This window comes from Gaoshiqia hydrogeniformans (assembly GCF_049347105.1).
Classification (GTDB): Bacteria; Bacteroidota; Bacteroidia; order Bacteroidales; family Prolixibacteraceae; genus Gaoshiqia; species Gaoshiqia hydrogeniformans.
The window spans coordinates 1,090,278-1,103,765 of the sequence record NZ_CP186334.1; the positions used below are offsets into that span (position 1 = coordinate 1,090,278).

The following is a 13,488-nucleotide window of genomic DNA, read 5'->3' on the forward strand; positions in this document are numbered from 1 at the left end:
CCGGTGATAACACTTTTATAGCTATCTTTGACCACTCAAAAAAACAAACATGCATTTTACACTTAAGCATCAGGCAGTTAATTCAAAAGCACGGGCAGGAATTTTGGAAACGGATCACGGGACGATTGAGACTCCGATTTTCATGCCGGTTGGGACTGCCGGTTCTGTAAAAGGAATTCATGTAAAAGACCTGAAAGAAGATATTGGCGCACAAATTATTCTCGGAAATACCTATCACCTCTATTTGCGCCCGGGAACCCATATCATTGAACAGGCGGGCGGCCTGCACAAATTTAACGGGTGGGATGGCCCCATACTGACCGACAGCGGCGGCTACCAGGTATTTTCTCTGGGAGAAATCCGTAAATTAACCGAAGAAGGAGCCCGTTTTCAATCACATATCGATGGCTCGTACCATTTATTCACGCCCGAAAGCGTGATTGATGTTCAGCGTAAAATCGGAGCCGACATCATCATGGCCTTTGACGAATGCACTCCCGGAGATGCCGCTTATGATTATGCCAAAAAATCGCTGGAACTGACACAACGCTGGCTTGAACGTTGCGTCAACCAAATGGAAAAAACCGCTCCCTTTTACGGGCACAAGCAGTCGTTATTCCCGATCGTTCAGGGCGGAGTGTATCCCGATCTTCGGGAAGCAGCCGCACGGCACGTTTGTACAATACCCAGCGACGGATATGCAATTGGCGGCCTGTCGGTCGGAGAACCCGAAGCCGACATGTATGCCATGATTGACGTTGTGAACCCGATCCTTCCCGAGGATAAACCTCGTTATTTAATGGGAGTTGGCACTCCCGTCAACCTGCTCGAAGCCATCGACCGTGGCGTGGACCTGTTTGACTGCGTTATGCCGACCCGAAACGGACGAAACGGCATGTTGTTTACCAGCCGGGGGATGATTAACATCCGGAATAAAAAATGGGCCGACGATTTTTCACCGGTCGATCCCGACGGAACTTCATTTGTCGACCGGCACTATTCCAAAGCTTTTCTGCGTCATTTAGTGATTTCGAACGAAATGCTTGGCGCCCAGATTGCCAGTCAGCACAACCTGGCCTTTTACCTCCGGCTGGTGAAAGAAGCCCGCACACAAATTCTTGCCGACCGCTTTAAAAGCTGGAAAGAAGAGATGGTTGTCAAACTTGCTCAACGTCTGTAGCTTATGAAAACACCAAAACTAAAAACGATCGACATTTACATTATCGGAAAGTTCCTGGGAACATTCTTCTATGCCATCACCTTGATTATTAGCATTGCGATTGTTTTTGACATTTCGGAAAATCTGGACGAATTTCTTTCGAAAGATGCCCCCCTGGACGCCATCTTTATTGACTATTATCTGAACTTCATCCCCTATTTCGCGAATTTATTCAGCGCGCTTTTCACCTTTATAGCCGTTATCTATTTTACCTCCAAATTAGCCTACAACTCGGAGATTATCGCGATCCTCAGCAGCGGGGTCTCTTTTCACCGTTTTATCAGGCCATACATGATTTCTGCATTAATTATTGCTGTTTTCTCCTATGTCCTGGGAAACTATGTGATCCCGCCGGCCAATAAAAAAAGGGTTGAATTCAGAAACACCTACATATCGACCAGTTCCAAATCGCTCGAACAAAACATTCACCGCCAATTGACCCCGGGGACCTTTATTTACATGAAAAGTTACAATGCCTCAAACGATGTGGGCTACCGGTTTACCATCGAACGTTTTGAGGACGGAAAACTGGTATCGAAACTGTCGGCCGACTACATCAAGTGGGACCGGGAGAACAAAAAGTGGGAAATCAACAACTATTACATCCGTGACATCGACGGTTACACGGAAACCATCACCACCGGCGTAAAAAAAGACACCAGCCTGAACATGCTTCCGGAGGATTACCGGGTAGTAAAAAACATTGTAGAAACCATGACATTGCCCAAGCTAAATAAAGAAATTAACGACATGAAACTGCGTGGTGTCAACTCCATCGAATTTGAAATCGAAAAACACAAACGGTTGTCCGGACCGTTCTCTGCATTTATTCTGACCCTTATCGGAGCCTCGCTGGCCTCGCGGAAAGTCAAAGGAGGACTGGGACTTCACCTGGGCCTAGGCATCCTGATCAGTTTTTCTTACATCATGTTTATGCAGATATCGACTGTTTTTGCCGCATCAGGAAGCGTTCCTCCAGCCATCGCGACATGGATCCCCAACCTGATTTTCGGCGTCCTGGCAGCTTACCTTTACAAACAGGCAAGCCGGTAGCAAAAGATTCAAACTCAAAGTAAAATTATTCAAAACCAAAGATTCGCACGAAAGTTAACCCAAAAGCCGAAATGTTTTATAAAACACATTTGTGTGTGAAAAAATTATAATTTTACCCCCGCAAAACTCACTTGAAATAACACCTTTACAAGACAAGACTCCGGTTAACCGGAGCATTTTATTTAATTAAAAACTATTTACTATGTCGCTGAAACGGAATATCCTGGACCTCAGAAAACGAAAAGATGAGGTACTCAAGGGTGGTGGAGAAAAAGCCATTGAGAAACAAGTCGCAATGGGGAAACTCACCGCTCGCGAAAGGATTATCAACATCCTGGACAAGGGATCATTTCACGAATATGATATGTTCGTTGAACATGTTGCCCGCGATTTCGATATGGACAAAATGAAATTGCACGGTGACGGTGTAATCATCGGTACCGGAACCATTTACGGTTCTCCCGTATGTATTTTTGCCCAAGACTTTACGGTGGCCGGTGGTTCTTTAGGATTGATGCATGCCCGTAAAATCACAAAAATTATGGACCATGCCCTGAAAATGCGGGTTCCCCTGATCGGTATCAACGACTCGGGAGGTGCACGCATCCAGGAAGGCGTAAATTCGCTGGCTGGTTATGGCGAAATCTTTTTCCGCAATACCCTTGCTTCAGGCGTTATCCCGCAAATATCGGTGATTCTCGGACCTTGCGCCGGCGGCGCTGTTTATTCGCCTGCACTCACCGACTTTGTTTTTGTGGTCAATAACATTTCAAAAATGTTTATTACCGGACCGAGTGTCATCAAAACGGTATTGGGTGAAGAAATTTCGATGGAAGACCTGGGAGGTGCAAAAGTACACGCCGAACTGACCGGGAATGCCCATTTCTATGCTGAAAGTGAACAGGAGTGTTTTGAGCAAATCAAACAATTGATTTCGTACATCCCCTGGAACAACGCACAGAAAGCGAAAGCGATTGAACCGGCAAAACCAACTTTCAAGAAAAAGATTGAAAACATCGTTCCGGCCGATCCGAAAATGCCTTACGATATTCGGGATATCATCAAAGCCATCACGGATAAATCCGAATTCTTTGAAATCATGGAATTATTCGCGCCAAACGTGGTGATTGGGTTCGGACGCATGGATGGTGAAACGGTCGGTTTTGTAGCCAATCAGCCTAAAGTGCTGGCCGGAGTGCTCGACTGCGACAGCTCCGACAAAGCGGCCCGTTTTATCCGCTATTGCGACGCCTTCAATATCCCGATCATCACCTTGGAAGACCTGCCCGGGTACCTGCCTGGCGTCGACCAGGAACATGCCGGGGTTATCCGCCACGGGGCCAAAATCCTGTATGCCTACAGCGAGTCTACCGTGCCGAAAATAACCGTCATCATCCGCAAAGCCTATGGCGGCGGTTACATCGCCATGAACTCGCGCCACCTGCGCGCCGACTTTGTGTTTGCCTGGCCAACCGCCGAAATTGCCGTGATGGGACCCGAAGGCGCTGCAAATATTGTATTCCGTAAGGAAATCGCCGAAGCAGAAGATCCTGAGGCTATGCGCCAACAGAAGATCCAGGAATACAAAGACAAGTTTGCCAATCCGTATGTGGCGGCAGCAAAAGGATATATTGACGAGGTGATTGAGCCGGAAGATACCCGAAAAATGTTGCTTCATGCCCTGAAGGTATCGGCAAACAAATCCATCTCAGGCCCGGCAAAAAAACACGGAATTCCTCCATTTTAAACCAGAAAAGACCAGTTATGGCAGAAGAAAAAACAGAAACCATTATTGTACACAGCGCTGTATATAAAACGGAATACACGAATAAATACAGGAACCGTGTCAAATGGGAAAAACCAAATGAAAATAACCTGCATTCATTCATCCCGGGTACCATCATCGATGTATTTGTAAAACCCGGCGATAAAGTGAAAACAGGTGATCCGCTGCTGATCCTTGAAGCGATGAAAATGCACAACCTGGTGCAAATGCCGTTTGACGGTAAAATTGTCGCCGTAAATATCAAAGCAGGGGATAAAGTTCCAAAGAGATTTCTAATGATCGAAATTATTCCAGTATAAAAAGAGGGGGCGTCATCGGCCCCTTTTTTGTTTCCTGCTGAATCATCAGAATGCTTGTGCCTTTATTTCCAAAAATTCTCATCACACATCCAGCTTTCAATAGCCAGTTCCGAATCAGCCTCAGGAGCAAATTCAGGGATCGCGTCGGTTTGGTTCTTTTGCCAGTAACCGTCTTCGGTCATCCAGGTTTCAATTTTAAGTTCTTCTTCCTGCTCGGGAATAAAAATTTTTGAATTCACTTTTGCATTGATGCCGGTTAAACCAACAACCGCGATTGCCAAAATAAACGCAATTTTGTTCACATGTGTTTTCATAACTTTAAGACTTACTTGTTTTTGTTTCTATTTGTTTTCGATAGTATAGACTACCAAAAACAAAAATCGTTACAAGCAAGCCTGTTAAAGTTTGCAAAACTTATCTTAAGGAAATCTTAAAGACGCAGCCGGAATACCTGATAATCATCCGGAAAAAGGCTTTCGATACCTCTTTTCTCAGTTCTGAAAAGCCCGTAAACCGCAGAACCGCTACCCGACATCAATGCAAATGCCGCCCCCTGATCGTACAATTTTTGTTTGATCTGCCCGACCTCGGGATGAAGCTGAAAGACATAGCGTTCAAACTGGTTCAGGATATTTCCTTTCCACTTGTTTACCGAGAAACCGATTAATCCTTTTAACGAAAGACGAGGCCTTTGCGGAACGATATTCTGATAAGCTTCGGCCGTGGAAATATGAATGGGAGGTTTGACAATAATCAGGTAATATTCCCGGAGCATTATGCGGATGTCGTTCATGATTTCACCCCGGCCGGTGGCATAAACCGGTTTTCCATGAATAAAAAACGGACAATCACTGCCCAGTTGCAAGGCATAGTTCATCAGCTTCTCATCGGGGATTTCGAGATTAAACAGTTTATTCAACAAAACAAGCATACTGGCCGCATCGGACGAACCGCCACCTAAGCCTGCCCCCGTCGGAATATTTTTATGCAGATGAATATGAACCGCCGGAATCGGATAATCCGTTTTCAATAAGTTGTAAGCCTTCACCACCAGGTTTTCCATCGGATCGCCTTGCAACTCCAGCCCGCTCATCTCCAACTTAAAATCATCAGCCGGTACAACTTCCAGGGCATCCTGCATTTGTACCGGGTAGAAGATGGTTTCCAGGTTGTGGAAACCATCCGGGCGTTTCTCTGTGATTTGCAACCCAATGTTAATTTTCGCAATCGGATAAGTAATCATATTGTCTAAAACTTATCCAAAGTTACAAAAAGGCATTCACAAAATAGCTATTTATTGATAACTCTCTGTTGGAGCACAGGTACAAACCAGGTTCCGGTCACCAAAAGCGTCATCAACACGGCCTACTGGTGGCCAAAATTTATTTTCTTTTAACCACGCAAGCGGGAAAGCGGCCTGCTGTCTGCTGTATGCATGGCCCCAATAATCCGAAGTAACCGTTTCGGCGGTATGGGGAGCATTTTTTAGCGGGTTATCCGTTTTATCGAGCTTTCCGGCAATCACATCCTGAATCTCCTGATAAATCGAACTCAGCGCCTCAATGAAACGGTCCAGTTCTTCCTTTGCTTCACTTTCGGTGGGCTCAACCATTAAGGTCCCGTGAACCGGGAACGACAAAGTTGGCGCATGAAATCCGTAATCCATCAGGCGTTTGGCAATATCTGCCTCGGTAATCCCCGATTCTGCCTTGAAATGACGGCATTCCAGAATCATTTCGTGAGCAACACGTCCTTTTTCGCCGGTATAAACAATCCCGTAGGTTTCTTTTAACGACTCGGCAATGTAATTCGCATTCAGAATGGCAATTTCAGTCGCCCGCTTTAAGCCGTCGGCACCCAGCATTTTGATATAACCGTAAGTGATCGGCAAAACGGAAGCGCTTCCCCAAGGGGCTGCCGAGACCGCTGTAATCCCGATATGACCATTATTCATCACGGCATGGGAGGGCAAAAATTCTACCAGGTGTTCGGCCACAGCGATCGGCCCGACACCCGGACCGCCTCCTCCATGCGGAATGGCAAATGTTTTATGCAGGTTGAGGTGGCAAACGTCGGCCCCAATCCGTTTCGGGTTGGTCAATCCCACCTGGGCATTCATATTGGCGCCGTCCATGTATACCTGTCCGCCGTTACGGTGGATAATGTCGCACATTTCGATGATGGATGACTCGAACACACCGTGGGTGGAAGGATAAGTGACCATGAACGACGACAAGGTATTTTTATGTTCCGCAGCCTTCTGACGAAGAGCTTCCACATCCACATTCCCTTTATCATCGCAGGGAACAACCACTACATCCATACCGGCCATCACGGCGCTTGCCGGGTTTGTTCCGTGAGCTGAAGCCGGAATTAAAACCACCGTACGCTGATCTTCCCCGCGGCTCAGGTGATAAGCGCGGATCACCATCAAGCCGGCATATTCGCCGGCAGCGCCTGAATTCGGTTGTAAGCTCACGTCGGCAAATCCGGTAATTTCGGCCAGGTCACGACGCAATTCTTCCATCATTTCCTGGTAACCGCGCGCCTGGTTTTTAGGCACAAAAGGGTGCATTCCCCCAAATTCAATCCAACTCAACGGCAGCATCTCAGTAGCTGCATTCAGCTTCATGGTACACGAACCCAGCGGGATCATGGAATGGGTCAGCGAAATATCCCGGTGTTCCAGTTTTTTAATATATCGCAGCATCTCGGTTTCGGAACGGTACTTATTGAATACCTCCTGTTGCAAGTATTTGCTGTTACGTTGATTGGCAGCGCTTATTTTCGACTGATCGGGGTACACGTTTATTTTCGAATACAAAAGTTTATTGGCCGCCTTGGCAAACACCTCAATAATCCAGTTAATATCATCGAGGTTTGTGGTTTCATCAATGCTTAATCCAACTTCCCCATTTTCAAAATAACGGAAGTTCATCTCCAGTTCGAGCGATAACCATTCAATATCTTCGCGTTTCACATACTTTGGCAAGGCAAAACGGATGGTATCAAAGAAATTCGCGTTGAGTTGTTTATAACCTAACGCCGTAATTTCTTTTTCGAGCAATACGGCTATCCGGTGAATACGTTCGGCAATCTGCCTGATGCCTTCAGGACCGTGATAAACGCCGTAGAAACCTGCCATTGTTGCCAGTAAGGCCTGGGCTGTACAGATATTTGAGGTAGCCCGTTCGCGTTTAATATGTTGCTCGCGGGTTTGCAAGGCCATCCGTAAGGCCCGGTTTCCGTGATGATCTTTCGACACTCCGATGATGCGGCCCGGCATATTGCGTTTATAGGTATCTTTTGCGGCAAAAAACGCCGCGTGAGGACCGCCATATCCCATGGGAACGCCAAATCGCTGCGAACTGCCAAAAACAATGTCGGCCCCCCACTCTCCGGGAGGAGTCAGAATCGCCAGGCTGAGCAAATCAGCAGCAACGGCCACTTTAACATCATGGGCATGGGCTTTTTCAACCAATCCGGCATATGACACGATCTCGCCGTTGGCATTCGGGTATTGGACAATAGTCCCGATAACGCCGTCGTCGAAACGAAAGTCAGCGGCATCCGTCACCTTCAACTCGATATCTAAAGGAACTGCGCGGGTTTTCAAGACATCAAGCGTATGCGGCCAAACAGACTGATCGACCAATACCACATTGGCTCCGGCCTTCACCTGATCGCGTGAGCGGGCATTATACATCATGATCATCGCCTCGGCCCCTGCTGTTGCTTCGTCGAGCAGGGAGGCGTTGGCCAGTTCCATCGCCGTCAGTTCGCAGATCATGGTCTGGTAGTTCAGCAATACCTCCAGACGGCCTTGTGAAATTTCGGCCTGGTAAGGCGTATAAGAAGTATACCAAACCGGATTTTCCAACACATTACGCAGGATAACAGCCGGTGTAATGGTATCGTAATACCCCATGCCAATGTACGTATTGAACACCTTGTTTTTTTTAGCCAAAGCTAAAATCTTGCGGTAATATTGCCGTTCGGTGAGCCCGTCTTCCAATTGCAACGGTTTTTCCAGCCGGATGTTTTCCGGAACAGTCTGATTAATCAACTCATCCAATGATGAAACGCCAATCTTTTCGAGCATTTCCCGGATATCCTGTTCCCGGGGGCCGATGTGTCTGGCCGCAAACTTATCACTTCCCATGCGTATGAATATTATGTCTTTAATTTTATCCAATATTAGAATGAAGTTCAGGGATAAAAAATGATTTTTACTATCCTTGAGTTGCAAACATCCCCCGAGCCTTTTTTAGTCCATCAAAAACGGATTAGACCATTTTTCAAACCCGATGCCGGTTTCCGGCCCGTGACCGCTGTAAACCACCACATCTTCGGGCAAAACCAGTAGTTTTGATTTGATATTTCCGACCAATTGCTCAAAGCTTCCCTGAGGCAAGTCCGTGCGGCCAATGCTTCCGTAAAAAAGTACATCGCCGGCCAGCAGAAACTTTTGTTCCGGCTGATATAACACCAGGCTTCCAGGTGCGTGTCCCGGCACATGAATCAGTTCCAGATGAGAATGCCCAAACTGTACCCGATCGCCTTCATCAATAAACCGGTCAGGCGCGTCAACCGGCTCAACCGTCATTCCAAACAAAGCTGCCTGCGAAACAACATTTTCAACAAGAAACAGGTCGCCGGCATGCGCCAAAAACGGGATCTGGTATTTCGAACGGCAGAACGATATTCCCAGGATGTGGTCGAAGTGGCAATGGGTATTCACCAACATCACGGGTTTAAGATGATTTTTTTCAATAAAACCTGTCAGTTCAAGTCGTTCATCATCGAAATAACATCCCGCATCGACAATGATGCAATCACCGGTTTCATCATATAAAATGTACGTATTCTCCTGGATCGGATTAAACGTGAATTTCTGAATCTGTATCATGTTGAAGTTTATTTTTCTGTTCCCTTTAACATAGGGACAAAGACAAATGTTCCGTGCGATTCCTTCTTAAATTCTTTTTCATCTACCCGGGTAATCACCGTCATGATTTGCTTGTCAGTCTGGCCTAAAGGAATTACCAGCCTTCCGCCAATGCGGAGCTGTTGCAAAAGTTCATCGGGAATTACCGGGGCCCCTGCTGTCACAATAATTTTATCAAAAGGTCCGTAAGTTGGCAGTCCCTTATAACCGTCTCCGTAAAAGAATTTCGGATGATAACCCAGTTCCGGTAACAATTGCTGAACTTTCAGGTATAACTCGCGCTGACGTTCAATAGTATACACATTTACGCCCATTTCTACCAGAACAGCAGCCTGATAACCGGAACCCGTACCGACTTCGAGTACCTTTTCGTTCTTTTCCAACTGTAACAACATGGTTTGAAAAGCAACAGTATAAGGCTGAGAGATGGTTTGACCGGCCCCGATCGGAAACGCCTGATCTTTATAGGCAAACTGAATAAAACTGCTGTCCATAAACAAATGACGGGGCACTTTGGCAATCGCCTCAAGTACTTTCTGGTCTTTTATCCCTTTAATTTTAAGACCTTCGACCAATCTTTTTCGCATGCCCTTATGCCTCAACGTATCGCGGGAATCCATCTTCTTTTTTATATTTCTAACAAAAATAGTTTAAAAAGCCGTTCGGGTAGCAGCCGGGGAAAAATACATTATCAACAAACGCGGTTGAAAAGTTCTCACGGCTACCGGATATTAGAATAGCTTTTTATTTCTAATTTGCAGCTATGATCAGAGTAGGTATACTTTCGGAAGCAAACTCCGTGGCCCGGTCAACGCTGTTGATCAACAAATTCAGGGAACTGAAGCTTACGGGCATATCCGCTCCCGTATTCGGGGTTCCGGATAAAATGATTGTTTCTCAGGCTGGTGAACTGATCAATGGTTCTGATGCCATCTACCTGGAAACGCCGTCTCCGGGCCTGCCCTTACTGAGAGCCGCTATACGTAAAAGCAGTCACATTTTTACCCGCTTTCTTCCCAGGCTCACCATCCCTGAAATCAAAAACCTGATTTGTCTGGGGAATGAAGCCGGTTCGGTTATCCAGATCTTCAACCCTTATATATTCCTTTCAGAAAGCCTGGATATTTACGGCGACCTCCTGTCGCCCCTGCTGATAAATATCCGTATGGCTGCCAGCCCCGGAACAACTTACGAGGACCAGTTAGTGTACCTGATCCTTTATTTGATCCATCAGGACAAAACCGGATCAAAAAAAACCGAAGCGCTGATGCTGGAAAGCGACGATCATTCGTTTGTCCTGGACCTGCGGATTTCTTTTCACTCCGGGACGGTGGGACATCTGGTTTTTTCGAGCCGATTTACCGGGGACCAATCAATGATCGAAATTTTCAGGAAGGACGACGCTGTCATTTCCTTTCAGCTGGCGCCGCTAAATGACACAAAACTTTTTACCTCGGAGCAGAATGCCCTCAGGCACTTTGTAAGCGCCATTAAAAACCGGCCGGCCATCCTTGTATCGCTCAACGAATTGCTGCAAGCCAGGAATATCCTGCACGAAATCACCGAAAAACTCAAATACAGCGGCAGCAGTTTATTGGTATAAAACCGGGGAGGTGTATTTTAACCTGAAGAGGTACGTTTAAAATGAATTAAGCGGAAATTTCACCAAGGGTTCATAAACCGGTCCGGTGGCCTTTAAAATGCTTTCGTAAAAGATGATCTCCGTCACCTGTACCTCCTGACTTTCCCGCCGCTCAGGCCGATTTAGTACCCGGTCAAAATGAGCCCGATCTTTCAGTTGTTTTATCCGGGCCAGGGTCAGGTGTGGCCTGAATGCCTTTCCCTCCGGAGAAAATCCGGCGCCAGCCAAAAGTTCGTTTAAACGGTTTACCAGCGCAGATAGCGGCTTGCGTTCATGAATCTCAGCAAAAATAATGTTTGGGGAGCCGTGACGCCGGAATGATGAAATCCCCTGCAGCCGGAATGAAAATGCTTTGGCGGTTTTCGACAGTTGTTGCAAGACAGCTTTAACACTGGTCAATCCCTCCTCCGGGGTATCGCCTAAAAACCGCAGGGTTAGATGAAGGTTTTGTTCCGGTACCCAGCGAATCTGTTCTCCCGACAAGTCTTTTTTCATCTGAAAGACCAGTTTGCTGAATTCAGCATTCAGTTCAACTTGTATGGCAATAAAGGTCCGTTTCATCAAAACACGCCAATTTCGATGTAAAAGATAATTTCTTCGATCAGCCGGTCCTCCACAATCGGGTCATATTCAGCCTTCAGATCGTTCCCGAACAAACGGGCCACTCCTTGCCAGAAAAAGGCCGTAACGCCTCCTTTCAGGTCTTTAATCAGCTCGTACGAGGTGCGTTTTGTTTCGCGGTCAATCAGCTTAATCAGTATCCGTCCTTCCGATACCGACAGTTTCTTCAGTTGAGGGCCATATTCATCGAACAATTGCTTTTCAGCCAGCTTCACAAATTTTTTTCGTTGTTTCGGATCGTTTGTCGCCAGAAAGCCGGCCTCGTATTGCTTCATGATTTCAGCCGCCTTTTGGGCATACGGATAAACCTTTTTTACCCGCATGGCCAATTTCCAGTATTGCTGTTCCATCCTGCGCGACTTAAACTTATTTCGGGGATATACCGTGATGGGCTCCAACTGATGATGCGGTAAGGTATCCCCGTCCTCCCGGATGGCTTCGAGGTAATGTAACGAATCCTTCTGCTGCGTGTATCCGCCGAACACGAGCACCAGATTGAAAAATATGACGATTAAAATCAACTTCATAATCCGGGAACGAAGATAATATGTTATTAAACCAAAATGAAGAAGTTTTTATCAGATTATCTGTCAATCCATAGTATTATCTTTGTTAAAATTTCTGAAAAGGGTTCTATATGAAAGAAAAGATGAACGTCGATCTCACCTCCGAGTTTGGGGAACTCGAAGGGGTGATCATCCACACTCCGGGCCTCGAAGTAGAAGAAATGACTCCGGAGACCGCCAAACGCGCGCTTTACAGCGATATTCTGAATTTGTCGGTAGCCCGCGAGGAATACAAACAGCTGAAAGGAGTTTTGTCAGCCGTCAGTCCGTGTTATGAAATTACCGACCTGCTGACTGTAATTTTACAGGACGAGCCTGTAAAAGAGCGGCTTTTACGCGAAATTTGCCTTCAGGAAAATGCGGAAGATATTTTCCCGGGTTTATATGAGCTGAGCGCGAATGAACTCGCCCGGCAACTCATCCAGGGAGTGCCTATCAACCGGAACAACCTGACGCGTTACCTCAGCCAGGAACGGTTCAGCCTCTGGCCGCTTCACAATTTCCTGTTTACCCGCGACGCATCGATGGCCTTTGGCAACGAAGTGCTTATCGGGAAGATGGCCAATAAGGTACGCGACCGGGAAGCGCTGATTATGGAATATATCTTTCATCATCACTCAGGGCTTAAGACCAGGACGCTGAACCCCCAAAAACCGGAAAATTTAGCGGCCGGGAAATATCTGTCGATTGAAGGAGGTGATTTTCAGGTCGCCCGCGAGGACATCCTGGTCATTGGCACCGGTACCCGGACCACCACGCAGGGCATCGATTTCATTTTGGAAGCGATCAAGGCCCGAAAAGGATCAGTCAGGCATGTGCTGGTACAGGAACTGCCCGACATGCCCGAGTCGTTCATCCACCTCGATATGGTATTCACCTTCCTGGATAAAGATACCTGCATGGTGTACGACCCGCTCATCCTGGGGACAAACCGCTTTCACACCATACACATCCGGGTTGATAACGGCGAGGTAAATAAAATATCGGAAGAACGAAATCTGCCGAAAGCCCTGCAAAAACTGGGAATGGATCTGAAGCCTGTTTTTTGTGGCGGCAGTAAGGACATGTGGGCCCAGGAACGCGAACAATGGCACAGCGGCGCCAACTTTTTCGCATTTGCCCCCGGACAGATCATTGGCTACGAGCGGAACGTGAACACCATTGAAGAACTCGCCAAACAGGGATTTGAAGTAATCAGGGCCCGTGACGTACTTGATCAGACAGCCGTAATCCCGGACAAAAAGAAATGTGTGATCACCATAGCCGGTTCGGAACTGGCACGGGGCGGCGGCGGCGCCAGGTGTATGACGATGCCTTTTCGCAGAAAAGCAGTTGATTGGTAAACTAAAGAGAA

At 46.9% G+C, this 13,488-nt stretch carries 13 protein-coding genes; 6 read left to right on the forward strand and 7 right to left on the reverse strand.

The window, feature by feature from the left end; translation table 11 throughout:
* Positions 1-49: 49 nt before the first annotated feature.
* From tgt to ACOIT5_RS04535, 4 genes are all read left to right on the forward strand, one after another.
* The gene (tgt, locus tag ACOIT5_RS04520; protein WP_423129276.1) at positions 50-1,180 is read left to right on the forward strand and encodes a tRNA guanosine(34) transglycosylase Tgt; all 1,131 of its coding nucleotides are present in this window, start codon (positions 50-52) and stop codon (positions 1,178-1,180) included.
* A gap of 3 nt (positions 1,181-1,183) precedes the next feature.
* Complete coding sequence (locus ACOIT5_RS04525; RefSeq protein ID WP_423129277.1) at positions 1,184-2,272, forward strand: LptF/LptG family permease; 1,089 nt, start codon at positions 1,184-1,186, stop codon at positions 2,270-2,272.
* A gap of 202 nt (positions 2,273-2,474) precedes the next feature.
* A complete protein-coding gene (locus tag ACOIT5_RS04530; protein WP_423129278.1) occupies positions 2,475-4,019 on the forward strand; it encodes an acyl-CoA carboxylase subunit beta in 1,545 nt (514 codons plus the stop codon).
* 17 nt (positions 4,020-4,036) lie between these two features.
* Positions 4,037-4,357 (forward strand): biotin/lipoyl-containing protein, encoded by a 321-nt coding sequence (locus ACOIT5_RS04535; RefSeq protein WP_423129279.1) that lies wholly within the window; start codon positions 4,037-4,039, stop codon positions 4,355-4,357.
* 62 nt (positions 4,358-4,419) lie between these two features.
* On the opposite strand, the gene ACOIT5_RS04540 is transcribed toward ACOIT5_RS04535, so the two are convergent.
* From ACOIT5_RS04540 to ACOIT5_RS04560, 5 genes are all read right to left on the reverse strand, one after another.
* A complete protein-coding gene (locus tag ACOIT5_RS04540; RefSeq protein ID WP_423129280.1) occupies positions 4,420-4,671 on the reverse strand; it encodes a hypothetical protein in 252 nt (83 codons plus the stop codon).
* A gap of 116 nt (positions 4,672-4,787) precedes the next feature.
* Complete coding sequence (gene ispE / locus ACOIT5_RS04545; RefSeq protein ID WP_423129281.1) at positions 4,788-5,600, reverse strand: 4-(cytidine 5'-diphospho)-2-C-methyl-D-erythritol kinase; 813 nt, start codon at positions 5,598-5,600, stop codon at positions 4,788-4,790.
* Positions 5,601-5,651: 51 nt separating this feature from the next.
* A complete protein-coding gene (gene gcvP / locus ACOIT5_RS04550; RefSeq protein WP_423129282.1) occupies positions 5,652-8,519 on the reverse strand; it encodes an aminomethyl-transferring glycine dehydrogenase in 2,868 nt (955 codons plus the stop codon).
* Positions 8,520-8,624: 105 nt separating this feature from the next.
* Positions 8,625-9,266 (reverse strand): MBL fold metallo-hydrolase, encoded by a 642-nt coding sequence (locus ACOIT5_RS04555; RefSeq protein ID WP_423129283.1) that lies wholly within the window; start codon positions 9,264-9,266, stop codon positions 8,625-8,627.
* A gap of 8 nt (positions 9,267-9,274) precedes the next feature.
* A complete protein-coding gene (locus tag ACOIT5_RS04560) occupies positions 9,275-9,925 on the reverse strand; it encodes a protein-L-isoaspartate(D-aspartate) O-methyltransferase (RefSeq protein WP_423129284.1) in 651 nt (216 codons plus the stop codon).
* A gap of 143 nt (positions 9,926-10,068) precedes the next feature.
* On the opposite strand from ACOIT5_RS04560, the gene ACOIT5_RS04565 reads away from it, so the two are divergent.
* Positions 10,069-10,908, forward strand: coding sequence for a hypothetical protein (locus tag ACOIT5_RS04565; RefSeq protein ID WP_423129285.1), 840 nt, complete (start codon positions 10,069-10,071; stop codon positions 10,906-10,908).
* Positions 10,909-10,944: 36 nt separating this feature from the next.
* Here ACOIT5_RS04565 and thpR read toward each other — a convergent pair whose 3' ends face one another.
* Together thpR and ACOIT5_RS04575 are read right to left on the reverse strand one after the other, a co-directional pair.
* Positions 10,945-11,508 carry an RNA 2',3'-cyclic phosphodiesterase gene (gene thpR, locus ACOIT5_RS04570; protein ID WP_423129286.1) on the reverse strand — a complete coding sequence of 188 codons (564 nt, stop codon included), beginning with the start codon at positions 11,506-11,508 and terminating at the stop codon, positions 10,945-10,947.
* Positions 11,508-12,095, reverse strand: coding sequence for a DUF4294 domain-containing protein (locus ACOIT5_RS04575; protein ID WP_423129287.1), 588 nt, complete (start codon positions 12,093-12,095; stop codon positions 11,508-11,510). The genes thpR and ACOIT5_RS04575 overlap by 1 nt, the downstream gene beginning before the upstream one ends.
* Before the next feature lie 110 nt (positions 12,096-12,205).
* Between ACOIT5_RS04575 and ACOIT5_RS04580 the strand changes: the two genes are divergently transcribed.
* Positions 12,206-13,477, forward strand: a complete 1,272-nt coding sequence (locus ACOIT5_RS04580) for an arginine deiminase family protein (RefSeq protein ID WP_423129288.1) — start codon at positions 12,206-12,208, stop codon at positions 13,475-13,477.
* Positions 13,478-13,488 lie beyond the last annotated feature (11 nt).